The sequence below is a fragment of the Saprospira grandis DSM 2844 genome, assembly GCF_000275825.1.
Lineage (GTDB): Bacteria > Bacteroidota > Bacteroidia > Chitinophagales > Saprospiraceae > Saprospira > Saprospira grandis_A.
Genome location: NZ_JH719942.1, coordinates 4,292,424 through 4,319,413, shown reverse-complemented (window position 1 = coordinate 4,319,413; position 26,990 = coordinate 4,292,424). Strand labels below are relative to the sequence as shown.

Annotated in this window: 23 protein-coding genes; 11 read left to right on the top strand and 12 right to left on the bottom strand. The window is 46.7% G+C overall.

What is annotated here, in order from left to right; genetic code table 11:
- Nucleotides 1-331 precede the first annotated feature (331 nt).
- On the bottom strand, nucleotides 332-3,589 hold the full coding sequence (locus SAPGRDRAFT_RS19160) for a CHAT domain-containing protein (RefSeq protein WP_002661125.1): 3,258 nt from the start codon (nucleotides 3,587-3,589) through the stop codon (nucleotides 332-334).
- A gap of 147 nt (nucleotides 3,590-3,736) precedes the next feature.
- Between SAPGRDRAFT_RS19160 and SAPGRDRAFT_RS19155 the strand changes: the two genes are divergently transcribed.
- On the top strand, nucleotides 3,737-5,227 hold the full coding sequence (locus tag SAPGRDRAFT_RS19155) for a hypothetical protein (protein WP_002661124.1): 1,491 nt from the start codon (nucleotides 3,737-3,739) through the stop codon (nucleotides 5,225-5,227).
- A 225-nt stretch (nucleotides 5,228-5,452) separates the two neighbouring features.
- On the opposite strand, the gene SAPGRDRAFT_RS19150 is transcribed toward SAPGRDRAFT_RS19155, so the two are convergent.
- Together SAPGRDRAFT_RS19150 and SAPGRDRAFT_RS19145 are read right to left on the bottom strand one after the other, a co-directional pair.
- Nucleotides 5,453-5,788 carry a hypothetical protein gene (locus SAPGRDRAFT_RS19150; protein ID WP_253271379.1) on the bottom strand — a complete coding sequence of 112 codons (336 nt, stop codon included), beginning with the start codon at nucleotides 5,786-5,788 and terminating at the stop codon, nucleotides 5,453-5,455.
- A gap of 21 nt (nucleotides 5,789-5,809) precedes the next feature.
- A complete protein-coding gene (locus SAPGRDRAFT_RS19145; RefSeq protein WP_002661122.1) occupies nucleotides 5,810-6,433 on the bottom strand; it encodes a hypothetical protein in 624 nt (207 codons plus the stop codon).
- Nucleotides 6,434-6,916: 483 nt separating this feature from the next.
- Here SAPGRDRAFT_RS19145 and SAPGRDRAFT_RS19140 point away from each other — a divergent pair, with 483 nt between their 5' ends.
- Nucleotides 6,917-9,196 (top strand): ATP-dependent helicase, encoded by a 2,280-nt coding sequence (locus SAPGRDRAFT_RS19140; protein ID WP_002661121.1) that lies wholly within the window; start codon nucleotides 6,917-6,919, stop codon nucleotides 9,194-9,196.
- Entirely contained in the window at nucleotides 9,196-9,987 is a 792-nt protein-coding gene (locus SAPGRDRAFT_RS19135) for a hypothetical protein (RefSeq protein ID WP_002661120.1), read from the top strand. Before SAPGRDRAFT_RS19140 ends, SAPGRDRAFT_RS19135 begins: the two co-directional genes overlap by 1 nt.
- Nucleotides 9,988-10,032: 45 nt before the next feature.
- Here the strand turns inward: SAPGRDRAFT_RS19135 and SAPGRDRAFT_RS19130 are convergent, their stop codons facing one another.
- The 3 genes from SAPGRDRAFT_RS19130 to SAPGRDRAFT_RS19120 form a co-directional block, all read right to left on the bottom strand.
- On the bottom strand, nucleotides 10,033-11,025 hold the full coding sequence (locus SAPGRDRAFT_RS19130; protein WP_002661119.1) for a cytochrome-c peroxidase: 993 nt from the start codon (nucleotides 11,023-11,025) through the stop codon (nucleotides 10,033-10,035).
- 4 nt (nucleotides 11,026-11,029) lie between these two features.
- The gene (locus SAPGRDRAFT_RS19125; protein ID WP_002661118.1) at nucleotides 11,030-11,314 is read right to left on the bottom strand and encodes a hypothetical protein; all 285 of its coding nucleotides are present in this window, start codon (nucleotides 11,312-11,314) and stop codon (nucleotides 11,030-11,032) included.
- Between the two features lie 96 nt (nucleotides 11,315-11,410).
- A complete protein-coding gene (locus tag SAPGRDRAFT_RS19120) occupies nucleotides 11,411-12,166 on the bottom strand; it encodes an MbnP family protein (RefSeq protein WP_002661117.1) in 756 nt (251 codons plus the stop codon).
- 442 nt (nucleotides 12,167-12,608) lie between these two features.
- Between SAPGRDRAFT_RS19120 and SAPGRDRAFT_RS19115 the strand changes: the two genes are divergently transcribed.
- Together SAPGRDRAFT_RS19115 and SAPGRDRAFT_RS19105 are read left to right on the top strand one after the other, a co-directional pair.
- Nucleotides 12,609-13,106 carry a hypothetical protein gene (locus SAPGRDRAFT_RS19115; RefSeq protein ID WP_002661116.1) on the top strand — a complete coding sequence of 166 codons (498 nt, stop codon included), beginning with the start codon at nucleotides 12,609-12,611 and terminating at the stop codon, nucleotides 13,104-13,106.
- 193 nt (nucleotides 13,107-13,299) lie between these two features.
- Nucleotides 13,300-13,791, top strand: coding sequence for an acyl-CoA thioesterase (locus SAPGRDRAFT_RS19105; protein WP_002661115.1), 492 nt, complete (start codon nucleotides 13,300-13,302; stop codon nucleotides 13,789-13,791).
- On the opposite strand, the gene SAPGRDRAFT_RS19100 is transcribed toward SAPGRDRAFT_RS19105, so the two are convergent.
- Complete coding sequence (locus SAPGRDRAFT_RS19100) at nucleotides 13,788-14,273, bottom strand: Lrp/AsnC ligand binding domain-containing protein (RefSeq protein ID WP_002661114.1); 486 nt, start codon at nucleotides 14,271-14,273, stop codon at nucleotides 13,788-13,790. The genes SAPGRDRAFT_RS19105 and SAPGRDRAFT_RS19100 overlap by 4 nt on opposite strands.
- 10 nt (nucleotides 14,274-14,283) lie before the next feature.
- Nucleotides 14,284-15,129: a hypothetical protein gene (locus SAPGRDRAFT_RS19095; protein WP_002661113.1), complete on the bottom strand. Its 846-nt coding sequence runs from the start codon at nucleotides 15,127-15,129 to the stop codon at nucleotides 14,284-14,286.
- Nucleotides 15,130-15,328: 199 nt separating this feature from the next.
- Here SAPGRDRAFT_RS19095 and SAPGRDRAFT_RS19090 point away from each other — a divergent pair, with 199 nt between their 5' ends.
- The 4 genes from SAPGRDRAFT_RS19090 (at nucleotide 15,329) to SAPGRDRAFT_RS19075 (ending at nucleotide 20,877) form a co-directional block, all read left to right on the top strand.
- Entirely contained in the window at nucleotides 15,329-16,990 is a 1,662-nt protein-coding gene (locus tag SAPGRDRAFT_RS19090; RefSeq protein ID WP_002661112.1) for a S41 family peptidase, read from the top strand.
- Nucleotides 16,991-17,065: 75 nt separating this feature from the next.
- Nucleotides 17,066-17,485 (top strand): BrxA/BrxB family bacilliredoxin, encoded by a 420-nt coding sequence (locus tag SAPGRDRAFT_RS19085; RefSeq protein ID WP_002661110.1) that lies wholly within the window; start codon nucleotides 17,066-17,068, stop codon nucleotides 17,483-17,485.
- Between the two features lie 262 nt (nucleotides 17,486-17,747).
- Nucleotides 17,748-19,586 (top strand): purple acid phosphatase family protein, encoded by a 1,839-nt coding sequence (locus tag SAPGRDRAFT_RS19080; protein ID WP_037350606.1) that lies wholly within the window; start codon nucleotides 17,748-17,750, stop codon nucleotides 19,584-19,586.
- A 217-nt stretch (nucleotides 19,587-19,803) separates the two neighbouring features.
- On the top strand, nucleotides 19,804-20,877 hold the full coding sequence (locus tag SAPGRDRAFT_RS19075; RefSeq protein WP_002661107.1) for a ligand-binding sensor domain-containing protein: 1,074 nt from the start codon (nucleotides 19,804-19,806) through the stop codon (nucleotides 20,875-20,877).
- 141 nt (nucleotides 20,878-21,018) lie between these two features.
- Here SAPGRDRAFT_RS19075 and SAPGRDRAFT_RS19070 read toward each other — a convergent pair whose 3' ends face one another.
- The 4 genes from SAPGRDRAFT_RS19070 to SAPGRDRAFT_RS19050 all read right to left on the bottom strand — a co-directional run bounded on the left by SAPGRDRAFT_RS19070 (nucleotide 21,019) and on the right by SAPGRDRAFT_RS19050 (nucleotide 24,333).
- Nucleotides 21,019-21,732 carry a class I SAM-dependent methyltransferase gene (locus SAPGRDRAFT_RS19070; protein ID WP_002661106.1) on the bottom strand — a complete coding sequence of 238 codons (714 nt, stop codon included), beginning with the start codon at nucleotides 21,730-21,732 and terminating at the stop codon, nucleotides 21,019-21,021.
- Nucleotides 21,733-21,845: 113 nt separating this feature from the next.
- The gene (locus SAPGRDRAFT_RS19065) at nucleotides 21,846-22,277 is read right to left on the bottom strand and encodes a DUF4476 domain-containing protein (protein ID WP_002661105.1); all 432 of its coding nucleotides are present in this window, start codon (nucleotides 22,275-22,277) and stop codon (nucleotides 21,846-21,848) included.
- Nucleotides 22,278-22,636: 359 nt separating this feature from the next.
- Nucleotides 22,637-23,242, bottom strand: coding sequence for an RNA polymerase sigma factor (locus SAPGRDRAFT_RS19055; protein ID WP_002661104.1), 606 nt, complete (start codon nucleotides 23,240-23,242; stop codon nucleotides 22,637-22,639).
- Complete coding sequence (locus tag SAPGRDRAFT_RS19050; RefSeq protein ID WP_002661102.1) at nucleotides 23,239-24,333, bottom strand: glycosyltransferase; 1,095 nt, start codon at nucleotides 24,331-24,333, stop codon at nucleotides 23,239-23,241. The genes SAPGRDRAFT_RS19055 and SAPGRDRAFT_RS19050 overlap by 4 nt, the downstream gene beginning before the upstream one ends.
- A gap of 39 nt (nucleotides 24,334-24,372) precedes the next feature.
- Here SAPGRDRAFT_RS19050 and tgt point away from each other — a divergent pair, with 39 nt between their 5' ends.
- Entirely contained in the window at nucleotides 24,373-25,503 is a 1,131-nt protein-coding gene (tgt, locus tag SAPGRDRAFT_RS19045) for a tRNA guanosine(34) transglycosylase Tgt (RefSeq protein ID WP_002661101.1), read from the top strand.
- Nucleotides 25,504-25,509: 6 nt separating this feature from the next.
- Nucleotides 25,510-26,595 (top strand): LptF/LptG family permease, encoded by a 1,086-nt coding sequence (locus SAPGRDRAFT_RS19040; protein ID WP_002661100.1) that lies wholly within the window; start codon nucleotides 25,510-25,512, stop codon nucleotides 26,593-26,595.
- Nucleotides 26,596-26,990: the final 395 nt, after the last annotated feature.

Here is a 26,990-nt window from a genome sequence, read left to right as displayed (position 1 = left end):
CTTGATTTACTACCGCAACAGCCCTTTGCGGGCCTTTTGCTTTGGGGGCTTCTTGCTGCAAAGATGTAGTTTTGGGCATGTCTTGGCAAGCCCCAAAAAGAAGTCCCGCCAAAAGTAGGGCAAATGGTTTTTTCATAAAAAATTATAGATAAAGGGCCGAAGCCGAAAGCCGAAAGCAAGGAATAAGGTGGAGCGGATGAGCGCTGCGCAGCGGTGGCCGAAGGCCAGACCAAGGGCAAGCAAAGCGCAGCCCGCAGGGCCGAGCAGACCTGCGAGCCGCGAAGCATAGCGACCCGAGCCGATAGGCGAGGGGCAGCCCCAAAAGATGCTCTTACTTCTGATATAAACCCGCTTTTTGGTCTTTTTTCTTCCAGCGTAAAATGATGTAAAGCAAAATGAGAATGGACAAGCCGCTGGCAAAAACAGTAGCCAACAACATCAGTTTGGAGGACCAGAAACCAGCGGATAGTTGTATGGGATGATCGGCTCCCAACTGGATAAATGCGGCCCAAAACGCAGGATGCTGAGCAACTCCTTCGGCATTAGATAAGTACTGCAGTTTGGCCGCCTGTAGGGCCTTAGATTTGGCCTGCCCCTCGGCCAAGTTTTTATAATAGGCTTGCATCAAATAGGCGGTACTCAGGTCATTGACCTGCCAAAGAGAGACCAGCAGGGCCGGCACCTTGGCATACATAAAGGAGCGGGCCAAAGAGGCTACGCCATTGCCCTGCTCAAACTTTCCGAGCCCCGTTTCGCAGGCAGAAAGGACCAATAAATCGCTGTTGAGCTCTAGTTTGGCAATTTCATGCGCCTCTAAAAAGTTGTTTTCTATACTGTCGTTATTTTCACTAAAGGCCAAGGCCGAGAGCAGCGGCTGCCGAGGGCGAAGCAGGCCGTGCATGGCCAAATGGATGACCGAAAAATTGGGGGCCAAACGCTTAAAACTAGCTTCATTGGCCAAGCTGTCGTAGAGAAATTGGCCAGAAAACTCCTGGGCCAAAAAGTCGATTTCTTGGCGAGCGGCAGGCAAGGGGCTCAGATGCGAGCGTAGGCGCTGCTCTTGCATAGAGCGCAAAACAGAGGTTGGTTCAGCCTGCCCATCATAGCTAGCGGCAAAGCCCAAAAACTGCCCATTATTTTTGGGCTGTTGTTGCTTGTTTTCCTGCCAAAGGGCCAAGGAATAATTGTAGTAAATGGCGTAATCTTTAATCAAATAAGGCAGCTCGGCATAAGCGCTATTGGCCTTGGGCGCTGCTGTGAGCAGGGCCTCAAAAGGGATATGGGCCAAGGCGGCATCTGGAATAATCAGCAGCTGATCGAATTGCTTTTGCTTGCCCAAAATAGGCGCCAAAAGCTGCTGATAAAGCGCTTGGCTCTCTTGGAGATAGAGCGTTCGGGCCTTTAAGGAATCGGATTGAATAAAGGAGTAATTACTCAAGCTTTTTCTCAGTCTATTAATGCGCTTATTTAGATCTTCTAACTGAATAGGGAGTTCTTTGGCGATCAATTTGCCCTCTTTGGGTAGAAGAAAAACATAAATTTTTTCGGGCGTTACCATATAGTTAATGATAGCCTCGCCTGCTCTTAGCTCCTTTTGCAAAGCCTGAAGATCTAGGGGCTTTATCTCTTCCAATTGGGCCAGTTGAGGATATTTTTGGGCCAATTCTAGACGCAATTCATCAATTTTGAGTTTGGCTGTATTGGCTGCACGCAACAAACTATCTTTCTCCGATTTTTCGGCTGTTTTTTGGGCCGCAATGCGCAGCTCCTTCCAGTTGTCAATCAGCTTGCTTTGTTTCTCTTGCCATTCTTTAGGAAATTTGCTAAGGCTTCGTCCTGCCTTTTGGGCCAAATGCTGGCGCAGCAAAACGGTCTTATTAAAGTCAGAGAAACTAAAGGCCCGAAGATAATTCTCTTCTTGCATGGCCTCTTGGCTAGCCAAGAGAACCCACTTTTGCTGCGCTCGCAAACTGCGCAATTTATCAGCTTCGGCGCTCATATTTTTCCGCTCATTCTCTAGCAGCGAAATAGCCGTTTGCTCTATTTGTTCTAGGCGGTTTTTGTAGCCTTGGGGCTGCTGCCGTTGCAAATAGTCATAATAAAGCTCTAAGCTTTTGAGTAGGTCGGTATTTTGAACGGGCGCATGCTCCAAAACTTGTTGCTGCCATTGTTCCTCTGCGGCTAGGCCCACATTTTTATCGGTACAATGTCGAACCACTTGGTCAATATAATTCAGGGCTTCTTCATCTTGCTCATTGGCAAAAAGATAGATGGCTAGGCTGTTTTTGCTGCGGAGCAGTTTGGGGCTATCGGGGCCTAAAACTGTCTGCTGAATGCTTAAAATTTCTCTGTTGAGGGCAATAGCTTTGTCCATCTCACCCTTTTTTTCCCATAAGATGGCATAATCATACAAGATGCGGGCATAGGTCAGGCTTTTTTCGCCTCTATGCTGCCGCACCCAAGCCAAAACCTCTAAATAGGCGGCATCGGCCAACTCATATTTTTCTGCTACTGTGTATAGATAGGCCAGATTAGATAAGTTGTTTACATAGCTGCCATGGCTGCTGCCTTTGGCTTTCTTGATAATGGCTACCGATTGCTTTACCGCGGCCAGACTTTTCTTAAGTTCGCCCAGACGCATATAAACGGCGCCTATATTATTTAAACTAGTGGCATAATCCAGATTATCTTCTCCCAAAAGGGCCTTTTCAATCTCGGCGGCTTCTTGCATGAGGGGCAGGGCATCCTCTAGGCGGTCGAGCTCAATATAGAGTGCCCCTAAATTGCCTAAGGCGGCAGCATATTTTTTATCTTGAATCTCCTGCTGCTTATAAATCTTTAGGGCGGCTAATAAAAGCGGTTCGGCTTCTTCATATTGCTCTAAGTGATAATAGTAGGTGGCCAAGCTATTGAGCTGACTGGCATAGGCACTACTTTCTGGACCAAAGATTTCTTGGGCAGCCTGCAAAGCTTGCTGAAAAAGCTGAAGGGCCTGATCGACCTGATCTTGCTCTAGGGCCAAATTGGCCAATTCTTTATAGACCCGCACTAAGTCTTTGCGAGCCGCTTTGGGCTGCTTGAGCAGCCGCTGCGCCAAGCTCTTATAGCGCTGCTCGGCCTGCTCCATTCTGTTGAGCATCCGTAGCGAATAGGCCAGGTTAATCTCATTTTCTACTTTTAGGCTGTCGGCTTCAGCTAGGCGATTATAGGCTTGCTCTAAGGCCTCAAAACGAAGAAGGGCCTGCTCAAAGTTAGAGCGCTTTTGGCTATAAAAAAAGCCCAAGAGCCCCAATGTTTCGGCATATTCTTTTAGGGCCTGAGGGGCATCTTTTTGCCAGCTTTCGGCGGCTAAATACTGGGCGAGGGCCAGACTATCTTCCCCAGGGCCTTCATCTAAGCCCCAAGCTAAAAAGAACTGCAAACGGGCTTTGTCTTGGGGAGAAATATTGGCCAGCTTGAGCTGCTCTTGGGCCAATTGGACCATAGCTTCATATTCGCCTTTATCCGCCATCTTCTCAAAGGATGGTTCCGAGATTTGGGCCAATAGGCATAAGGGGGAAAAGACAAGGAGGGTCAATAAGAATTTCATGGGCTTGTTTGTTTTGTCTGCACAAAGGTACAAGCTATTCAGGGATTTGCGGCCAACTCTAGCCAATTATTTCCCCCCCTTTAACCTATCTATTCGGGGGGCAAAACTAAAAATAGTATCTTTGGGCAAATCACCTAAAAGAGTTTTATGCCTTACTATTTGTTTTTTCTATTGTTACTGGCCCTGCCACTTTCGGCCCAAAAGATGGCCAGTGAAGACACCTTAGTCGTTACGCCCAGAATGCTGGCCGAAGAACCCGAGGAGCTCATTGCGCAGTTTGATACCAGCCGCCAAAGTCCTTACATTCTCTATTTTCCCATGCGCTATGCCCGCTTTATCTTTACACCAGAAGATAAGGCGCTGATTAATAGCCTGACCGATACCATTGTGGAGCGCATTGATTTGGTTTATACCGTTTTTCGACAAGATAAAAGCTTCGATCAGGTAAAACTCAATGAGGACCGCTACGAAATGCTGCATTGGTTTTTTCCACAAGCGTTTAAGTCTAACCTCATCGAATGGCGATTAGTGGCCCAAGATGGCGCTAGCGATTATGCCACGGCCCAGACCTATTTTCACGGCTTCGTCATTTATCTCAAACCGCACCGCCTTACCGCAGAAGATGGCAGCATCCTGCGCACAGTAGATGATGTCCGAGTAGATCGCCCCAGCAGCCGCCTTTTGCCCCCAGAAGAAGAAATTGCCTTTATTGAACGAACGATGGATGCAGCTCTGGGCAAAACGGCCTATAAAACGGTCCAAGATTCTACCATCGAATGGGTGGAAAAACGAACTTGGACCGGCAAATACCTACACAGTAACCCCAAAAAACGAAAAACGGGCAAACGCTATAATAAGAAAAAGGGCCTGTTTGGAAAAAAACGCCCAAAACAGTATGTCACCAAAAAGGTCAAGGAGGTAAAACTAAGCGAAAGAAAGGTCGCTTACCGCGAGCCGCCCTCTGCCGCCTCTATTTCCGAGGCCCTAGAACAACTCGATAGCGATACGGTGGTCTATAAATACCTCACTGAAAAAGCCGAAGATTGGTCGGGCCACCTGATTGTCCAAGATGTAACGGGCAGTATGTACCCTTATATCACTCAAACCCTGATTTTCATTCAATCACAGGCCAAAATGGATAGTAGCAAAAAGTACCTCTTTTTCAATGATGGCGACGATCATCCCGATGGCATGCTGGGCCGCTCTGGCGGAACCTATTTCGTGGGTTCGCCTTCTCCCGATCGCATCAAGGAGGTGGCTTTTTCGGCCATGAAGGCAGGCCGTGGTGGCCGCCCTTCCGAAAATGATTTGGAGGCCGTACTGGCCGGTTTGGGCCGCTATCCCGATTGTACGGGCGTGCTCCTCATTGCCGATAATTTTGCCCGAGTACGCGATATGCCGCTACTCCGAAAAATTGAAAAAATGGGCAAAAAAATAGACGTCCTCATCTGCGAAACCGGCAAGGAGGGCCAGGTGGGCGTAGATTATATTCGCATCGCTAGCCGAACCGGCGGCTCCATCTACACCCTAGAGGGCGAGTACCTCAACCTAAGTGAGATGCAAGAGGGCGAAACCCTAAAAATCGGTCCACAGCGCTTCCGCAAATCAGGCAAAGATTTTATTTTATTGAATCCTTAGTTTTTAAAGATTTGGGGCCTCCGCTGCGGCCTGCGGCCTTGCGGCGCTACGCTTTGGGGCTCGCAGGGCTGCTCGGCCCTTCGGTGGCTACGCCACCTTGGTCTGGCCTGACGGCCACCCCGCCGCATCGCTAGGCCATTTGCGCCTTGGCCCTAAGGGGCCAATAAAAGACAAGCCCCCTGAGCTATCGCTCAGGGGGCTTGTTGCTTGAGGGCCAAGCTAGGCTTACTCTTTCACTCTAGCCAAGGCCTTGATATTATCGCTGCCCGTTTTCATCATATTGATGTAAAGGCTATCATTTTCAATTTTGACTACCGACATATTGAGGCTAACCTTCCCTTCTGGGTTGATCAATTCAATGGTGTTGCCAAAAATGTGGTAGGTTCCTTTCTGAACATTGTCGCCGCCAAGCTTTAGCTGCATGCTATCATTGGCCTGAAATTTAACAAAGATCAATTCATTTTGCCAGCTGCCAACAAGTTGTTCTTTTTCAAAGCTACTACAAGCGGTCACTAAAAGGAAGCTAAGGAATAGCAGCGGAAACATAAGTTTAGATAACATCTAAAAAGGGTTGAAGGGTAGTTAATAAGCCTCACAAATGTCTTGCATCAGCGCCGAGAAGTCTTTGGGGGCTTTATATAAGTGATCATTATAAGAGGTGGCGCTCAGCTTCAAGTTAATCATTTGTTCATTAACTTTGGTAAGGGTAAGCATAATATTGCCAAAAATTTGGTCCATTTGTTCTCCGTAGGCTAGGCCAAATTCTCTGGGGGGCTTGAGGTAATAGCGGGCCACTTCTTCTTGAAAGCCATCTCTTTCTGTTACTTTGATTTCGGCTAGTTGTAGGCGATAGCCTGTTTGTTTAAACTGCAGCTTAAAAAAGTCAAAGAGGCACTCAAAGTCCATAGGGCGCCAGCGGGTTTCATCAAAGTGGATGACAAAGCCACTAACGGAAGGGATAATCATAAAGTGGATGGCTGCTTCGGCTTGGCCGCAGCAGCAGTGGTCCTGATATTGGGCAAAGAGCCAATCGAGCATTTGCTCTTTGGTGTTAGAGGCTAGCCATTTTTGAAAGTAGGCCAAAAAGTTTTCTTTTCGGTCTAGTGGTTCGTGCCGAATTAGCTTTTCTTGGCTAGGGCGTTTATTTTCAGGCTGTTGTATTTTGTTCTCTGCAAAAAGCCCTTTAATTTGGTTCCATAAACTCATATATATTGGCAAATCCTAGTTATTTTTTAAATAAGGCAAACCTATTTTTTTTTGGAAGTAGCTTCCTTTAGGGTCGCTTTTTTATTGGATTGGTCGTAATTTTGGGCCAGCTTTATGCTGATTCTGTCTATGCAAACAGTTTTGCCCCCTGATGGTTCATCTCTATCAAGGCTTGGACCAATTGCGGTGGGCAGGCGAGCGAAGCGAGCCGCAGGCCACAACAAGCCCTTAGGGCGCCGTTCGACGACCAAAGGGAGTAACCGATGTGGAGGGGCAAACTTGCGGTGGGCAGGCGAGCGAAGCGAGCCGCAGGCCTAGCGATGTGTAGGGGTGGCCGAAGGCCAGACCAAGGCGGCGCCGCCGCCGCAGGGCCGAGCGAATAGCGAGCCCCGAAACGTAGCGCCTGCCGGAGGCAGGAGGCCCCAAAAAATAACAGACATTTGAGGAGCAGATTGTTTTTGCAAACCGAGAAGAAAGAAAAAAATGAGTGATTATTTATCAGGATTAAACGATATACAATATAAGGCGGTCACGCATATTAACGGCGCCTTGCTGGTGATTGCTGGCCCTGGGTCGGGAAAAACGCGGGTATTGACCTATCGCATTGCGCATTTGGTTAAAACGGGGATTCCGCCTTGGGAAATTTTGGCCCTGACCTTTACGAACAAGGCGGCGCGAGAAATGAAAGAGCGGATTTCTGGGGTGGTGGGCGATAAGGCCAATCAGATTTGGGCCGGGACTTTCCACTCGATTTTTGCTCGGATTTTGCGTTCGGAGGCCGAGAAAATTGGTTTTCCCTCCAATTTTTCGATTTATGATGCTGCGGATGCCAAAAGCGCCATTACGGCTATTATTAAGGCGCAGGGTTTGGACCCTAAGGTGTACTCTGCCAATAAGGTCTATAGTCGGATTTCTATGGCTAAAAACCAATTGGTTTCGCCACAGGCTTATGCGACTGATCCAGACAGAATCATACAGGATAAGTCGGCCAAAATGCCTTATGTCTATAAAATCTATGACCTTTATGTAAAGAAATGCGCTCAATCTGGCGCCATGGATTTTGATGATTTATTGTATCAGATGCATCGATTGCTCGATCAGAATCCCGACAATGTGGTAGAAAAGTACCGCAAGAAATTTAAATACGTTTTGGTAGATGAGTTTCAGGATACCAACTCTTTGCAGTATGGAATCATCCAGTTGCTGGTGAATTATCCGGGCAGCCCCAGAAATATTTGTGTGGTAGGCGATGATGCGCAGTCGATTTATGCTTTTCGGGGAGCGACCATTCAGAATATTTTGGATTTTGAGCGAGATTATCCTGAATTAGTCGTCTATAAATTGGAGCAAAACTACCGCTCGACCAACTATATTGTGCAGGCGGCCAATGATGTAATTGCCTATAATAGCAAGCAGATTCGGAAGAAAATCTTTACGGATAAGGGAACGGGCGAGCAGATTAAGGTGATGCGGGCCGTAACGGATAAGGAAGAGGCGCGTTTGGTGGCCGAATCTATTGTGGAGATGAAAAATCGCCTGCATTTGAAGAATGAAGACTTTGCGATTTTGTATCGGGTCAATGCGCAGTCGAGGGTGTTTGAAGAAGCTTTGAAGAACAAGCGTTTGGCTTATAAGGTCTATGGGGGCATGTCGTTTTATGAGCGCAAGGAGGTGAAGGATACCCTTTCTTATTTGCGGACCATCATCAACCCTAAAGATGAGGAAGCTTTGGCTAGAATTGTCAATTATCCAACAAGAGGTATTGGCGATACGAGTTTGAGCAAGCTCCGAAATGCTGCGGCTGAAAGAGGTTTGGGCCTTTGGGAGGCTTTGAAGGCTGCGCCACAATTGGGCGTTGGGGGTCGTGCTGGCCGCTCTATGGTGGAATTTGTGGCCATGATTGAAACCTTTCAGCGTTGGGCCAAGGATGATGATGCCTATGAGCTGGCCAAAAGAGTGGTGCGGATGACAGGCATTAACGATCAGCTCAAAAAGGATAAAACGGCAGAGGGAAAAGCTCGGGTAGATAATGTTCAGGAGCTTCTGGATGGCATCAAGTCTTTTGTAGAAGAAGATGAGGTGGATGAGCTGCTTGATGATGTACTGGATAAAAGTTTGACCAGCTACCTACAAAATATTGCTCTAATTACTGACTTTGACAATGATGCCAATGAAAACGATCGCGTCAAGTTGATGTCGGTACATGCTGCTAAGGGGCTAGAGTTTCCCGCTGTCTTTATTGTGGGCCTAGAAGAGAATTTATTTCCCTCTACCATGGCCTTAAAAGCTCAAGATAGCCGCTCGGCCACTGATGAAGAGCGCCGCTTATTTTATGTGGCCATTACTCGGGCGGAGCAGTACCTGACCCTATCTTATGCTTCTAGCCGCTATCGTTTTGGCAAAATGCAGTACAATAACTCTAGCCGTTTTTTAGAGGAGATTTCGCCTTCTTGTTTAGCTTTGGCCCAACCGATGGGCAATCGGGCAACGGTTTCGGGGGTGAAGCGCTATCAAAATAGCCGCCCAATGGCCAATTCTGGCCGACAATTGCGCAAGAGCGAGCTGCCAAAAATCAAAGATTTTCGGCCCAGCCCCGTGCAAAAGCTTCTTCCTGGCGTAAAAGTCATGCATGAGCGCTTTGGCAAGGGCAAAATTATAGCAGTAGACGGCGGCGACAAAAAAGTGGCCACGATCTTATTTGGTGAACGAATTGGCGAAAAACGCATTATGCTTAAATACGCCAAACTTATGATTATAGACTAATGGGAAGACTAGCTGTTATTTTAATTACCGTTATGGTAGTCACTACTTTTTTCTCTCTGCATATTTTACTGCGCTATTATAATCGCACGAGAAAGCGATCGCTCAGTAAATTGTCGGATAGAGAGTTGCTAGGGGCTTTTGCCATGAACAATTATGTATTGAGTATTCCTCAGCTTCAAACGATGTCCTCTTTGACCTCTGCGGAGTTGAGTTTGCGCATGCAAGCCTGGATAAATTTATCCGCTTTTCGGAGCCTTTATGATGGCTCGGATAAGGTGTTATATCAACTCAAGGCCAATTTAGCGCCCTTAGATCGCCCTTTATCTAGGGCCAATAAATCGCCTAAGGAGTTATTAGCGGCTTTTCGGCCCTTGCACACTGGCCGAGAAATCAATGTGGCCGAATTGGTCTGGGTTTTTGATCTAGAGCTCCATGAAGCCCGAAAATTGCTCAAAGAATGGGTGAAAGCAGACCTTCTAAAAAGCTACTATGACGGGCATTTTCAGCGCTATTATAGCTTTAAGGAGCAAGAGCTAAAAGGCAATTTTAAATTGGCCCAAGAGGTAGAAGCAGAGCGTATAGAACTAGATGATGCCAGCTTGCTTAAGCTGGCTATAGAGCATGGCGGCAAGCTAACCGCCAGCCAGCTTTGCTTAACCACCAAAAGCAGCTTAGACGAGGCCCAAGACCGCCTAGATGAACTTTATGATAAGGGTGTCTTTTTCTTGGATATCGATGAGCAAAAAGGCAAAATTAGTTATGTGCTCAGAGAGCAAGATCTGAAGATTTAAATAAGCAAAGGGCCGAAAACCATAGGTTTTCGGCCCTTTTTCTTTTTAGTCTGTTCCCTGCACAAAATCCCAATCGGTCAAGCTTTCCAAAAAGGCGATTAGATCGGCTTTTTCTTGGGCCGATAGCGCAAAGGCTTGCATTTGGGAGCTCTTATTAAAGTGGGCTTTTCCGCCAGAGGCAAAGAAATCTACCACTTCCTCAAGGCTTTGCATGCTGCCATCATGCATATAGGGGGCCGTAAGGGCAATATTGCGAAGGCTAGGGACCTTAAATTGGCCAATATCGCTATCTAAGGCGGTCACTCTTCGGCGGCCAGGGTCTCCATTATAGTCATAATCGGCATAAAGGCCAATATTGATAAATTCTTCATTGGAGAAGTTGGGGCCGCTATGGCAGTCTCTACAGCCTTTGTCCTGAAAAAGCTGCCAGCCTCTTTTTTCTTGGCTACCCAAGGCATTGCTATCGCCCTGATAATAGTAGCGATCAAAGGCAGATTGGCCCGAGAGCAATGTCCTTTCATAGCTCGCAATGGCTCGAGTAAAGGCAAAAGTAAGCGGTTTGCCCGGATAAGCCTTTTCTAAAAGGGCGGCATATTCCGGATGTCGAGCGAGCCGCTCCACTACGCCTCCCAAATGAAAATCCATCTCGTTTTCATCTTCTACGGGGGCCACCACCTGTAGCTCTAAGTTGGGCACCCCTCCATCAAAGAAAAAGTTTTCTCGATAAATGAGGTTGGTCAAAATAGGCGCATTGCGTAAGCCCAAGCGCCCCTCTATACCTGGCGAAATTACTCGATCGTCGGCAAAGCCCAATTGTCTAAAGTGGCAAGAGCCACAAGAAATGCTAGAATCTCTAGACAAGATGGGGTCAAAAAATAGCCGCTTGCCCAATTCTACCCTTAGGGGCGTGGGCAGATTGTCCTCGGGCAGATCTACTTCTGGAAAACCGGGCGGCAGATCTAGGGCATAGCTTTTTTCTTCTTTTTGGCAGCTGCTCAGTAGCAGTAGGCTCAGGAATAAGAGGGGGAGGTATCGCATAGGCTTATTTTTTGGCCAATTGGAGTAAAATTTGGCGAATTTTGAGCATTTGGGCCATGAAAACGGCCATAGAGAGGCCCAAAAATCCTAGGGCCAATTCATAAGCCTGCCCACTATTGACCGCATAAATGGCCCAAGAAGAAAAGGCAAGCATTAAGAAGTGAATCAGCCAAAAGGAAGTGGCCGGTAAAGGGGCTTCTTTTTCTAAAAGCAAGAATAAAATCTTTGCCCCAATAGCCGTTCCCGCATAAAGGGCAACAGCAAAAAGCGCTAACAATAAATAGATCATAGTTTTAAAATTAAAAAAGCCAGAACAGGCCAACGCCCGCTCTGGCCAGATGACTAAAGTATAACCTCAGTCTATCATCAAACGAATAGCATCCAATTATTCTACACCAAAGGCAGTCGCCATATTATCCGCCACTTTAGTAGCCAAAGGCATATTGTCCATAGTCATGGTTTGGTAGTCGGTAGCCAAGTTAGTGTTGGTGAAGATAGTAGAAAGATCTAGCTCTACATTGATAGTGTGGTTTTCGTTCATTTCTTCATGAGCAGTCAACTCTACAGCGCGCAAGAAGCTGTTTTTACCAACATGCCAGTGTGCAGTGCTATCGGTAGTACCGTCACCATCTGTGTCGATTTCTCCCTCAAACTTCATGAAGATATATCCAGAGTTCCAGCTCCAGTGCATTCCTGGATTTTGCGCAGCCAAAGGATCATTGGCGTCACGGCTAGTAAAATCAGCCTCTGTTTGGCTGTTGGTCACAGAATCTACCCCAAGGTTAAAGTTGAGCATATGTAGATGGTCGCCAAAGCTAGCGGGTACAGTTCCTAGGGCATAATCCATCTGGCTGGGTTTAGCCAAAAGGAAAAGGTCGTCAAAGCTGTGCATCTCGCCATCATCATTCATAATATTGATTCCAGAAACATAGAACTGGGCCAAAGTGAATTTCACAGCTACACCGTCAATGGTATATACTTGGTCGTAGGCAAAGTCTTCTGTACCTACTTTGTAGTGCAAGTGCATGCTGAGGTCTGTGTCTGTGGCCGTATCCTCATCGTCTTTTTTACAAGAGCCCATAGAAAAAACCAAGGCAAAAGCAGCAATTGCTAGGCTAAATTTAGATAGTAGATTAAACATAAGTTGATAAATTAAGTAAGTGATTAAATGCAGGTGCTTTTATATAAGAACCATAATTTTCTTTTTTTGGGGCCCGCGGCCAGTTCGGCCTTTGGCCTCAGTTGGCCGCCGCTATGCTTCGCCGCTCGCAGGTCTGCTCGGCCCTGCGTTTTTTTTCGCTTTGCTCAAAAAAACTGGGTCTGGCCCTTTGGGCCACGGCTGCGCAGCGCTGGGCCGTTTTGCCCCTTCGGGGCATTTGCGGCTGGGCTTTGGGCTAGCGCTTCTTGTCTGAGCTTTTATTTTATCTTGTGAAACAATCGACAAAAATCCCTATCTTTCGGCCCCTGACAAGGGCAAATATAGCGGGCGGAATAAGCATTTCACAATCTTTTTTTGCTCTCAATAAAGATAGTTTTTTTCAATTTTCTTATTAGTGACATTTGTTATATAAAACCTGCCAGTTATGCGAAATTTCAGCCTTTTTTTCTTTCTCTTTCTGCTCTTTAGCCTTACGGCTTGCAAAAAGCCCAAGCCGGTTACCGTAGAGCAAAAAAGGCCCAATTTTTATCTGCCTGCCGAGCTGGGCAATATTGTGCTCAATATGAGTTGGAAAGAGTTGCAGACTAAGCGGCCCAAAATGGCGCCCATCAATTATGTGCAAGATGCCCTTTCTTTCCGCAAAGAGTTTTATGAAGAAATTGGCCGAGATAGCATCAAAAGAGTCTTTTATTATATCGATAGCGATTCGCCGCAGCCGCTCTATGAAATTTTGGTCGAGTATCAAGACAAAAACTATATGAAAGAGGAAGCCGAGCGTCTTTTGGGCCAACCCAATAGTAATAACGGCAGCGAATGGCTTTTTGATTCTCGCCAAGGCTTTAAAATTCGGGCTTGGTTGCATGAAACCCGCCTTGTTTTTGCCGGAGAGATTCCCGGGACCGAATGGAGCGAGCTCGATTAACTAATTTTTTGGCCCAACAGCCAGGCGCTATTCGGCTGAGGGATGGACAGCAGTGGCCCAAAGGGCCAGACCCAGGGCTTTTGAAGCGTAGCGAAAAAGCCCGCAGGGCCGAGCAGACCTGCGAGCTGCGAAACAGCCCGACCCGAGCCGATAGGCGAGGGGCAGCCCCAAATCACCTTTAGAACAGAAAAATATGTCAGCAAACGAAAGAAAAACCACCTTTACTTTTTTGGCCGAACCTACCGATGTAAATTTTGGGGGCAAGGTGCATGGAGGGGCCGTCATGAAATGGATAGACCAAGTGAGTTATGCCTGTGCCGCTAGTTGGAGCGGGCATTATTGTGTCACCGTTTATGTGGGGGGAATTCAGTTTTATCGGCCCATTCAGATTGGGCAAAGGGTCCGTTTAGAGGCCAAAGTAATTTATACGGGCAGTAGCTCTATGCATATTGCCGTAGACGTCTATTCTAGAGATTTGCGAGAAAGCAATTGGCAAAAAACGACCCACTGCATTATTATTTTTGTGGCCGTAGACGAAAATGGCAAAACCGTGGCGGTGCCCAAATGGAGCCCCCAAACAGAAAAAGATAAGGCGCTTGAGGACTATGCCAAGCGCCTTATGGAACATAGACAGCGCATTCAGGAAGAAATGTCGCCCTATGTAAAAGAACAAACGGGAGCCTAGTTGTTGTCTTCTGGGCTCTCTAAAGAAATGGTACGATGGATGCTCTCTTCTAAGGAAATAAAGGTTTCGGTGCGTTGCACCCCATCTATTTCCTGAATCTTTTCGTGTAGGACCTCTCGCAAATGATCGGTATCTCTACAGATAATACGGACAAAAATGCTGTAATTGCCTGTGGTATAATGTGCATTGACGACCTCGGGAATATGGTAGAGGGCATCAATCACTTGGCTATAAAAAGAGCTATTTTCTAGATGAATGCCTAAAAAAGCGCAAATATCGTAGCCTAATTTATTGTAATCTACATTCAAAAAAGCTTTTTTTACCAATCCAATGCGGATCAGGCGCTTCATGCGAACATGAACGGTGCCTGGAGATACGTGTATCTGTTTGGAAATATCTACATAAGAAGTATTGGCGTCTTTGAGTAGAATGTTGAGGATCTTTCGGTCCGTTTCATCTATGTTTTCTTTCTTTCCCTGCATCTGTAGTGCTTTAGGTCAAATGATAATGGAGAAGTTGAGGTAAGGGGTGAGCTAGTATTTTTGCTTTTGGAAGTTGGTGACTGGCAATGCTTTTTTGCAGCTCTTCTTGAAAAACTGCGGCAATACTGCCTGTGAAGTGAAGGGGGGCGCTTTTTGCAGCCTCAAATATAAGTAGCTGCTGGCAGATAAAGTCTGAAAAATGAGAATTTAAGGTATTTTCTATGTAATTATCTTGTCTATATAAAGATAAGAATTGAGCAAACTGCCCCAAAAAGGCATTGGGTCGCTGCTGTGCATAGAGTTGGGCGACAAAATCGGGGGCTTGTAGTATGGGGAACTGCTGCGCGAAGGCTTGGGCCAGCTTTGCGGGCATTTTATTATAGAAATAGTCTTTAATGAGCTGTTTCCCTAGGGCGTTAGCGCTCCCTTCATCCCCCAATAAATAGCCCAAAGAGGGCTGTAGTTGCTTTAGGTTTTCGCCATCAAAAAAGCAGGCATTGCTGCCGGTGCCTAGAATACAATAGAAACCTACCTTTGGGGGCTTAGCAAAGGCTCTAACTGTGGCCCAAAGGTCTGATTTTACCTCTATTTGTTTGGCTTGTGGAAAAGCCTGAGCCAAAAGTAGTTGCATTTTGTTGGCCGCTTCATGGGCCCCACAACCGGCCCCATAAAAATGAATCGCGGAGATGGGCTGGCCTTTTTGGGCCAAAACAATAGGGGCTAGGCTTTGTTCTAGTTGGGCTTGGCTATAACTAACGGGGTTCATGCCCATGGCCTGCATTTGTTTATAACGGCCATCTTCGGCTAAAAAATACCAATCTGTTTTTGTCGATCCGCTATCGGCTATTATCTGCATAGGCTCAAGGGGTTAAGGCTGTTTTTGAATGGAAAAGCAGGGGAAGCCGCCGAAATTATAAATTTTAGCATAAAAAAATAGGGCTTTTTTCATTTTCTTTGTGCTTTGGCTGCCCAAGAACTGTTTTTAGTTCCGCTTTTTCTATAAATAGTCCCCATCTTTGGCCCAACTAGTTTTCCACCCTCATCTCAAATCGTTTATGTCTCAGCACGCTCCTTCCAACGGTCCTCTTTCTTTTTTACAAAAGGTTCAAATCTGGCTGCCCGCCCTCATTGGTATTTCCCTCGCCTTGGGGCTATTTATGGGCCTGTTTTTGCGCCAACCTAGCCGCCCGAGCTATCAATTTGATGCAGATAGCCCTCATTCGGGCGATATTAGCCGCTTTAATGGGAAGGTAGAAGAGGTGCTCCGATTTGTCGATGCCCGCTATTTGGAGGGCGTAGAATTGGGCGAGTTAGAAGATGCCGCTATCAAGGCCATTTTGGACCAGCTCGATCCACACTCTAATTATATTCCCAGCCAAAAACTACAGGCCGTCAACGAATCCCTAGAAGGCAACTTTGAAGGCATTGGCGTAGAGTTTTTCTTGCTCGATGATACCGTGTCTATTACTACGGTCCTAAAAGATGGCCCAGCCGATCAGGCCGGCCTAAAAGTAGGCGATAAGTTCCTGAGAGTAAATGATAGCCTTTTTGTTGGCCAAAAATTAGATAATGAAGAAATTGTCAAACGCCTCAAAGGTCCAGCCGGCTCTACTGTAAATATTAGCGTCTTGAGAAGAGGAAAAACAAGCCCCCTAAATATTGCCATCAAAAGAGGCGAGATTCCCGTTAAAAGTGTCGATGCCGGCTTTATGTGGGACGATAAAACAGGCTACATCAAAGTTAGCCGCTTTAGTAGCAAAACCTATAAGGAGTTTATGGAGGCCCTAGAGCCTTTGGTAGAAGAAGAAGGCATGGAAAATCTAGTCATTGACCTGCGCCAAAACCCTGGCGGCTATCTCAAAGAAGCTACCGAAATCCTCAATCAATTGTTTAAGGACAAACGACTTTTGGTCTATACCGAGGGCCGTAGCTACAAACGCAAAGAATATAAATCTACTGGCCGTAGCTTTTTTAAGGTGGGCCGAGTTGCCGTTTTAATTGATGAAGGATCTGCCTCTGCCTCAGAAATTATGGCAGGCGCTATCCAAGATAACGACCGCGGCATTATTGTGGGCCGCCGCTCTTTTGGTAAGGGATTGGTCCAAGAACAATACGGCCTGAGCGATGAATCTGCCCTCCGCCTTACCGTCGCCCGCTACTATACGCCCTCGGGCCGCCTGATTCAACGCCCCTACAAAAAAGGCGATGAAGCAGGCTACGACCAAGATTTTGAAAGCCGCCTGAAATCTGGTGAACTTTATGAAAAAGATAGCATTAAAGTGCTAGACTCTACGGTCTATAAAACAACCGGTGGCCGCCTAGTTTATGGCGGTGGCGGAATCATCCCCGATATTTTTGTGCCCCTCGATAGCCTCAACCGCAACGATTTTTATGTCAATGCCCGCTTCAACCTACCCGCCTTTGTCTATCGCTACCTCGATCAGCGCTTCCAAACTTTTCAAGGCCAAAAAGCAGAAAATTTCCTCAAAAATTATCAGCCTTCCGAAGAGCTTATGCAGGCTTTTCAGCAGTATCTAACTGCGCAAAAAGAACTGCAATTCGATGCCGCCGCCTGGCAAAAAAGCCAAAGCAGCCTCAAACGATACATCAAAGGCTATTTGGCCGAACAACTCTTTGGCGAAGCCTATTTTTATAAGGCTATGGCCAAAGATGACCCCGTGGTTTTGGCTGCCGTTAAGGGTTTGAAAACAGAATAAAGGGCAATTTTTAGCACATCTTTTCTATCTTTGCCCTCTCCACTCAAATATTATTCAATCGAAAATAATAATCGTATGTATCCAGAACATCTGACTATACCTATGGCCAAAGATCTTACCGATCACGGCTTTAAAGGACTAGAAACCGCCGAAGACGTAAAGGCCATTTTGGGCCAAAAATCAGGAACCGCTCTAGTCGTGGTCAATTCTGTCTGTGGCTGCGCCGCTGGCAATGCCCGCCCCGGCGTAAAGTTGGCCCTAGCGCAAGCGAGCAAGCAACCCACCGAGGCCATTACCGTTTTTGCCGGTGTGCACAAAGAAGCCGTAGACACGGCCCGACAATTTATGTTGCCTTACCCACCCTCTTCGCCTTCTGTGGGGCTCTTCAAAGATGGGAAGTTGGTCCATTTTCTAGAACGTCACCATATCGAGGGCAGTACAGCCGAAATGATCGCCGCCAATCTTAAGGCCGCTATCGAACGCTTTTGCGATTAAGCTCTTTTGACGCCCCATAAACCCAAGCGCTAAACTCAAGCACTTGGGTTTTTTTATGCGTTTTTGACTACCTTTGTGCATATTTTGGGGCTTGCCCGCCTATCGGCGGGCCGGGCTGTGTCGGGGCTCGCTGCTCGCTCGGCCCTGCAGTTTTTTCGCTGCGCTCAAAAACTTGGGTCTGGCCTGCGGCCACCCCTTTCCATCCCTAAGCCGGCTCGCTGCGCTCGCCTCTAGGCGCAAAAAATCGTTCAATAAAAATCAGATGATGCGATATTGTTTATTTTTCCTTTTCCTCTTCAGTTTTTCTTTTTCTTGGGCCAAGCCCATCCGTTTTCGGGCCGTTTTGCGCCAAGACCCCAGCCAAAGTATTAGTATTGGTTGGGAGCAAGCCTCTGGAAAGGCCCCTGTACTCTATTATGGCCCCAACGATTTGGGCCAAAAGGCTAAGGCCTATCCCCTCAAACAAATTCCCCAAAAAAGCTATCAGGTAAAGGGCATGCTGACCTACTTTGCCCGCCTAGCCAATTTGAAACCCAATACCAACTACTATTTTGTAGTTTGCGATGAAGAGGGCTGCGGCCAACGCTATTCCTTTAAAACTCTACCCAATTCTCCCAAAGAACGACTCTCTATTGTGGCCGGGGGAGATTCTAGAAATTATCAGGCGGCCAGAAAAAATGCGAACCGCTTGGTGGCCCGCTTGCGCCCGCATTTGGTCCTCTTTGCTGGCGATATGACGGCCCTAGGTACCGCCAAACAATGGCAGGGCTGGCTCGACGATTGGCAGGAAACCATTACGCCAGATGGCCGCATGACGGCTATGGTGGTGGCCAGAGGAAACCATGAGCTCTCTAATGAAACCTTATATAAGTTGTTTGATTTACCCAACCCTAAGGCCTATTATGCCCTAAGTTTGGGCGGCAACCTCATGCGCTTATATACCTTAAATAGCATGATGCCCGCCGCAGGCCTACAATCCGAATGGTTGGCCGAAGATTTGGCCGAACATCAGGACCATGGCTGGCGATTTGCCCAATATCATCATCCTATGCGCCCCCATGTGAAGCGAAAATCAGAGAAAGAGGAGTTGGCTATGGCTTGGGCCCCTTTGTTTGAGCGCTATGGGGTCCAATTGGCCCTAGAATGCGATTCGCATACCTCTAAATATACTTGGCCCATTCGCTACAGCCAAGAGGAGGGCCATGAAGAAGGCTTTATCCGAGATGATAAAAATGGGGTGGTCTATATTGGTGAAGGCGGCTGGGGCGCGCCCCTCCGCAATGCCGACGATACAAAAAGTTGGACCAGAGCCGCGGGCAAACTCAATCAGCTGAAATGGTTGTTTGTGAGCCTAGAAAATATTGAAATTCGCACCGTGAAATCAGATAATGCTAGCCTAATTGGTTATCTGGATGATGATAGCCGCTTTAGTATGCCCAAAAATATTATGCTTTGGCAACCCCAGCAAGAAGATCATATTGATTTGGCCAATAATTATTTGTTGCGCTATAAACCCCCAACCGATAAGGCCAAAACAGTTTTAATGGACCTAAAAGCCAAGGCCGAACAACAACGGCTGCGCTTATTTTGGGCCTGTAAATATGAAGGGCAAAATTATCGCTTCCTTATTCAGCATTCGCACAACAAAATTTATTGGTCTACCCTGGCCAATTTAGAAGGGGCCGGCCCCTCAGAAGAACTGCCCAACCACTACGAATTTGCCGATATTCAGGACCGTCCCCTGAGCCAACAGTCTTATTATCGGATCTCGGTTTTGGATGAAGACGGAAAATTATTGGACCGCCAAGAACTGCTAGTAAAAGCAAGCCAAGAAAATGAAGAACGCATCCCGCTTTTGTCCGTCAATTTGTTGCGAAAAAGATTAGCGGTTCCCCTTTCATTGCATCAAGCCGAAGAAAAAGTCCGCTTCGAGCTTTTTGATGTGAATAGAATTAGCCAAAGGCGTTATACGATGGCCCTTGGCGCAGGCAAACAAGAGGTGGAGCTCAATATTCAAGGCCTAAAAACAGGAGATTATCTTTTAGAGATTAGCTATGATGGCCGATTGGAAAAAAGAGCAATTCGCTTATATATTCCCTAAGAGAAATTTTTTATTCGCTCATAGTTGGTCCTTTTTCTAGCTTTAGCAGGCGGCGAAGCCGCCGCAAAGGAGCGTAGCGACTTGGCTTAGGGATGGAAAAGGGGGCGGCGCAGCCGCAGACCGAGCAAAAACTTGTTTTTTGCGAAGGGCCGAGCAGACCTGCGAGCCCTGACACAGCCCGGCCCGCCCAAAGGGCGGGCAAGCCCCAAAAAATAAAATGAAAAAAAACGCTAAAATAATTGCGCTCTCTTTGTTGTTCTGTCTAAATTTTTCTTGTGCAGAACAGAAAGTGCCTAGCAGTAAAGAAGAAAAAACGACTGCTGTTGTTCCGCAACCTCAGCTAAGATTTAGCTCTGCAATTACGGCTATACATCGGGATCGCAGCGGAAACTATTGGCTGGGCAGTCAACAAGAGGGCGCTTGCCGTTATGATGGAAAAACCTTTGAATACTTTGGTATTTCTGAGGGCTTGGTCGATAATCAAGTTCGTTCTATACAGGAAGATCAATTGGGCCGAATTTATTTTGGGACAGCTCAGGGGGTTTGTCGTTATGAGCAAGGAAAAATTATTCGCTTAGTAGAAAATAGTTGGGGGCCTGCGCTAAAAGAGAACAATTTTGGCCAATTTGATCTTTGGTTTAATGCGGGGACAAAAGAGGGGGCTTATTGTTACGATGGCGAAAAATTAAGCTATTGGGCTTTTCCTTTGGGCGACAAGCGAGATGTTAACAATGCTTATGCACTAACCGATTTTTCTAGAGGAAAAAATGGAGCCTTGTATTGGGCCAGTTATGCTGCTGCTTTTATTTATGAGGGGCAGGGCGTTCGGCGAATCGATAATGAGGTTTTGGGCCTTGAAAAAGAGGAGGGCCTACACATCAGAAGCATTCTGAAGGATTCGAAAGGGCGTTTGTGGATCGGCAATAATGGAATTGGCGTTTTGTTAATGCAGGGCGATACCCTGCTTAATTTTTCAAGAGAAAAAGGTTTGTTGATGCCCCCAAAAGTATTTAGAGAAAATACAGAAAAAAGGGCATTTGCTCAGAATAAAGGCTTGCAATCCGTTTTTCTTATTGTGGAGGACCAAAAGGGAAATATTTGGTTTTCTGACCGAGATACTGGCCTTTGGCGCTTTGATGGGGAGGATGTTCAACAGTATACAGTTGCTCAAAATTTGGCTGTAGGAATGGCGCTCAGTTGTTTTGAAGAGCAAAATGGACATTTACTTTTTGGCTTTAGCAATGGAAGCATCTACGAGTTTGATGGGCAGGATTTCTCAGAACGATTTTAGAGAAGAGCAAAAAGCCTAGCGCTTAGCGCTAGGCTTTTTGCTTTGGCCCTCAACTAGCCCTTTCAATTAGCAACTGGGCCCAAAAAAAGGCCGAAGATATTTATCTTCGGCCTTTACAGTGAATAAAACGATTAGAGCATTTTATTTTGCCTTAATGACATATTGGTAGGGCAGTAGCTCTTCTTTGAGCTCAAAATTGACAAAGCCGGCAGCTTTGAGTTCTTCTAAAACTTTTTCCTTGGCAATTTTATGGTCCATAGCGGGGCCAATAGGCAACTCCTTCTTGAAAAAGTCAACAATAATGAGTTCGCCATTGGGTTTAAGGCCTTTTTTGACTGCCTTAAAATAGGCGATACGGTCCTCAATATGGTGGTAGGTATTGCTAATGAATACAAGATCTACTTCTTGGTCATTGATTTTTGGGCGCTCATAAGGCATGAGTCGGAGCTCTACATTTTCAATTTTATCGGCAGCGATGCGTTTTTGCAAATAATTTTGAAAGCCAGTATCTACATCAGCGGCAATTACTTGAGCGCCAGCGGCGGCAAATTTTACAGAAAAGTAGCCAGAGCCTGCGCCAATATCCATAATTTTTTTGCCCGACAAATCTCCTAGGTAGTTCAAGACTTTTGCGGGTTGTTGGTATTCATCTCTTTCTTTAGACTCAAAGCGTTCTACCAATTCTTCAATAGAGTGGCTGTGCATATGTGCATTGGCAGAGCCATGAGAATGTTTGTGATGATGCTTTTTTTCTTCCATAGGCTCTTTTTGGCTGTTTTTGTCTTTTGTTTCTTCTGCTGCGGGGCTGGCACAAGCGCCGGAAAAAAGCAGCAGCGCTAAACTTAATTTTTTCATATTCTATTCATTTGTTATGGGCCAAAGATAAGGATGTTGTTTTTATCGCTTTGTGAACAAAGATGAATAGATTAACAAAAAAAAGGACTAGCGTTGAACTAGTCCTTTTTTTCTTAGCGGTTGTAGCACCATTCTACAAATTCTTTGCGGTCGATACTACTGGTAAAAACATCTTGGAGGTCTACATAATTATCTATATCATAAGTATAGGTATAGGCAAAATGCAGAAATTCTTCTCGGTCAAAAGAGCTAGACCAGAGGGTAACTAGTTGTCTAATTTGAGAGACGGTATAGCAGCCTTCTCTTGGGATTTGTGCTTTGGCCACATCCATACGGTCAAAGCTACTATTGTAGCTGGCCAAATTTTGTCGGGTTTTTTGAAATTGATTATTGGTGATTGGGGTATTGCAGCCTACTCTTCCAGTATAGCCAGGCACGGGCCCGCCCAAAACAACGCCACCGCCATTACCAATAGCAGCGGGATCGACAACAATACAAGAGGCCATGATAAGGCAAAGGCTAAAAAAAGTTAGAAAAATTCGCATGAGCGTAAAGTAGTTTTAAAAGTTCAATGATAAAGTTAAGGTTAATCTGCGGCTCCGTTTTCCAAGAGTGTGCCAAAAATAGAATCATTTTTTTGTATTGGAAATAGCCGGGCGGTTTTTGGTCCATGGGGGGGGCGAAGCCCCCCTGGCCGCAGGCCAAATGGCCCAGCGCTGCGGAGGGGTGGCCGCAGGCCAGACCAAAGCCGCCGCAGGCGGCTGCAGGGCCGAACAGCCTTGTGAGCCCCGCAGCATAGCGGCGGCCGCCCCCTTATAAAGGGCGGCCGCGGGCCCCAAGGGAATAAAAAAAACCGTCTTTTTCGGCAAGCGAGAAAGACGGCAACTATTTTTCAAAAGGGGTTTTATAGGCCTCTTTGGGCTTTTGCATTTTTCAGGATATCGTAGAGTAATTCTTTGGCTCTAAACAGCTGGGCCTTTACGGTGCCTAGGGGCATATCGAGGCGTTCGGCAATTTCTTGGTAAGAAAGTTCTTCAAAATAACGCAGCTCAATCATTTGGCGATATTTATCGCTCATGCGCTCCATCAGTTCCTGCATAATGCGTCGGCGCTGCTGTCGGATGAAGCGCTCCTCTGGGTCCAGCAAATCGGCTTTAAGGCTATTGCTATAATCGGCTCCACCTTCATCGGAAATGGGTTCATCGATGGAGAGCATTTTCATTCTTTTTTTTCGGATGAAGTCGATACAATTATTGCTGGCAATTTTGAACAGCCAGGTACTAAAGGCATAGCTGGGGCTATAGCTATCGAGTTTTCGGAAGGCTTTGCCAAAGGCTTCGATGGTTAGATCTTCGGCATCATCTTTATTTCGGACCATTTTGAGCATCATGTGAAAGATGGAATTGCGGTAGCGGTCCATCAGTTGGGCATAAGCCATTTGGTCATTTTCTTCTACAGCGAGGGTAACGAGTCGGTAATCTTCTGCTGCTCTATCGGATAGTTTTTTCATTTCCAGTAGCTGGGCTTTTTTCGCAAAAATTGGAGGGCCATAAAGGGGTAATAGAGGAGGGCGAATAGTTCGGTCCAAAAAAGCTGGCTCCATAAATCTCCTTGCTCTAAGGTAAGCAAAGTTTTTTGCCAAACCCTATAAAAAATTAAAATTCTGAGGGGCCAAAGGAGGGCGAGGTAGGGAAAAGGGCCAAAGCAGAGAGCGAGGCAAAAAAACGGCAGACCCAAAAAGCTGGCCGACCAGAGGGCGAGCATCCATTTGGTTGTTTTGGGATAAAACTCGCTGCTGCTGTAGTGTCTACGTTTTTGGCGAAAAAGCGCGGGCCAAGTTTTTTTTGGGGCTGAGTAGACAAAGGCCTTTGGGTCGAGGCAGTTATGGATGGGGAAATTTTGGGCGGCGGAGACTAGAATGTCATCATCGCCAGAGGGGGTATTGATGCTAGCGGCTAGGGCAGGGGCGGCCTTTTCAAAGACCTTTTTGTGGTAGAGTAAATTTCGGCCCACGCCCATATAGGCTTGATTGTAATGGGCTGCCGAAAAATATTGCAGGGCCACCAGGGCGGTTTCGTATCGGATCCAGCTATTGAGCCAAGTTTTTTCGGGGAGGTAGGGCCCAAAGCCCAAAACGAGGCCGGGCCCATTTTCTGGCCGGGCCTGCATCATTTTTTTGGCCCAAAGCGGAGAGGCGGGTTGGCCGTCGGCATCGGTGAGTAAAATCCAGTTGTATTTTGTTTGGGGGATGGCCCAGAGCAGGGCTTCTTTTTTGCCCAAATATTTTTTTTCTCGATAAAAAAGGGGGCGAAGTTGGGGGTTTTCTTGGGCCAATTGGGCCAAAATAGCGGGACTTTGGTCGCTAGAGTCATCATCTACCCAAACGAGCTCGTAGATTGGATAATCTTGGGCTAAAAGTTTCCGTAAATTTTTCTGTAAATTAGCGCCCTCATTACGCGCCAGCACAACAATGCTCAAGGGCGGGAGCTGTTCGCAGCCCTTTGTTTGAGGCGCTTTGGCCCATTGATAAAAGCGATAGGCAAAACCCATTTGGAGGCCAAAAAAAATGAAAGCCAAAGCCGAGAGCGCGATCCACATCATTAAAAAAAACTTAATTGCATGCCCGAGTTGCATACAGAAATGAAATTTGAGCTAGAACATAGCGACCCGCATAGTAAGGCCCGAGTAGGGACACTACAAACAGCGCATGGCCAAATTCCCACTCCGATTTTTATGCCCGTAGGGACAATCGGAACCGTAAAAGGGGTTCATCAAAAAGAGTTGAGCGAAGATATTAAAGCCAAAATAATTTTGGGCAATACTTATCACCTTTATCTTCGTCCGGGCAGCGAACTGCTCGAAAAAGCGGGGGGATTGCATCAATTTATGAATTGGCAGGGCCCTATTTTGACCGATAGCGGGGGATTTCAGGTTTTTTCATTGGCCCACCGCCGAAAAATCAAAGAGGAAGGAGCCACTTTTGCCTCTCATATTGATGGAAGCAAACATTTGTTTAGCCCCGAGGGCGTGATGGATATTCAGCGTTCTATTGGGGCCGATATTATTATGGCCTTTGACGAATGTACGCCCTATCCCTGCGATTATCGCTATGCCAAAAAATCTATGGAGCTTACACACCGTTGGCTCAAGCGCTGTTATACTCGCTTTAAGGAAACAGAACCCAAATATGGCTACCCGCAGTCGCTTTTTCCAATTATACAGGGAAGTGTATATAAGGACTTGCGCCTAAAATCTGCCGAAACGGTGGTCCAATATGCCGATTTGGGCATTGCTATTGGTGGACTTTCGGTGGGAGAGCCCAAAGAAGAGATGTATGCCATGACGGATTTGGTCTGTAGCCAATTGCCCAGCGATAAGCCTCGTTACCTTATGGGCGTAGGAACTCCCGCCAATATTTTGGAGTGTATCGCTTTGGGCGTAGATATGTTTGATTGCGTAATGCCTACCCGAAATGCCCGCCATGGTTTGATTTTTACCCGCAAAGGAAAACTCAATATCAAAAACAAAAAGTGGAAGGACGATTTTTCTCCTATTGATGAGGAGGCGCCCAACCCCACTAGCCGACAACATACAAAAGCCTATTTGCGCCACCTCTTTACCGTTAATGAACTTTTGGGGATGCAAATTGCTACCTTGCACAACCTCAGCTTTTATCTGGAGCTGGTCCGAGAAGCCCGTGAACGTATCTTAGATGGTAGCTTCCGTGCTTGGAAAGACGAATTGGTGCCTATTTTAGAGCAAAAACGCTAGCCTTTTATGCTAAAGATTATTGATCGCTACATTCTTTTTCGTTATCTCGCCACTTTTTTCTTTATCATTTTGCTGATGGGCATGCTCACGGTAGTCATTGATTTTTCTGAAAAGGTGGATAGCTTAGCCAATGGCCCAAAATGGACGGAGGTGGTCTTTGACTACTATCTCAATTTTGTGCCTTATATCAGTAGCATGCTTTTTCCTCTCTATGCCCTGATTGCGGTCATTTATTTTTGCTCCCGCCTAGCCGCCAATTCCGAAATTATTGCCATTATTGGTAATGGGATTAGCTTTTGGCGGCTATTGCGGCCCTTTATGATGGGCGCCGCTATTATTGCCGGCTTTCATTTGTATGCCAACCACTTTATTTTTCCAGAACTCAATAAGGGCCGTACCCGCTTTGAAAATACTTATATTCGGAAAAATAATTTTGATGGCCCAAAGGATAATATTCACCTTTTTGTGAGCCCGCAAGAAGAAATTTATATCCAACATTATAACCGCAAAGATAGTACAGGCCGAAATTTTGCCCTGATTCGCTATGATAGTAATGGGGTAGACCGCCCTTATACCTTAGAAGCCGGCAGGATTAAATTGATCGAATACCCCAATAAATGGGAGCTGATTAACTATCATGCTCGCTATGTGGATGGCTTACAAGAGGCTATTGTCAAAGGAGCCAAAATGGATACCTTGCTGCCTCTGAGTTCTGCCGATTTGGCCCGAAGAAAAAACCTGAAGGATGCCATGAATAGCCGCGAAATTATGGAGTATATCGAGCAGGAAAAAGCCAAGGGCCTGGGCAGTACCACGGTTTTTGAAGTGGAATATCACCGCCGCTCTGCCGACCCTTTTAGTATCTTGATTCTTACGCTGATTGGGGTGTCTATTGCTGCCCGAAAAACCCGAGGCGGAATGGGGATGCATATCGTTATGGGCATGCTGGTCTGCGCACTCTATATTTTTATGTCTAAGTTTTCGATGACTTTTTCTACCCATGGCGGACTCTCGCCTCTTTTGGGCGTTTGGACCCCCAATATCATCTTTACTTTTGTGGCTTTTTATCTGGCCAGTAAGGCGCAGAAATAGTTTGTTTTTTTGGGGCCTCCGCAGCAAAGCTGCGGCGCTACGTTGCAGGGCTCGCTATTCGCTCGGCCCTTCGCAAAAATGCTTCGCATTTTTGCTCGGTCTGGCCTTCGGCCACCCTTGCACATCGCTAGGCCGCTCAACTGCATTTTTGCTTTTTGGCCTTATTCATTGCCCCTTTTTTATTTGGTCCTAAAAGGCCCGAAGGGCCGCAGGCTTAGGGATGGAAAAGGGGGCGGCGAAGCCGCAGAGCCAGCGGGCAAAGCCCGCGCAGGGCCGAGCAGACCTGCGAGCCCTGACAACCAGCCCCGAAGGGGCGCCAGTTCGACGACCAACGGGAGTACCCAGCCCGGCCCGCCCGCAGGGCGGGCAAGCCCCAAAAAATAAATAAAAATCGA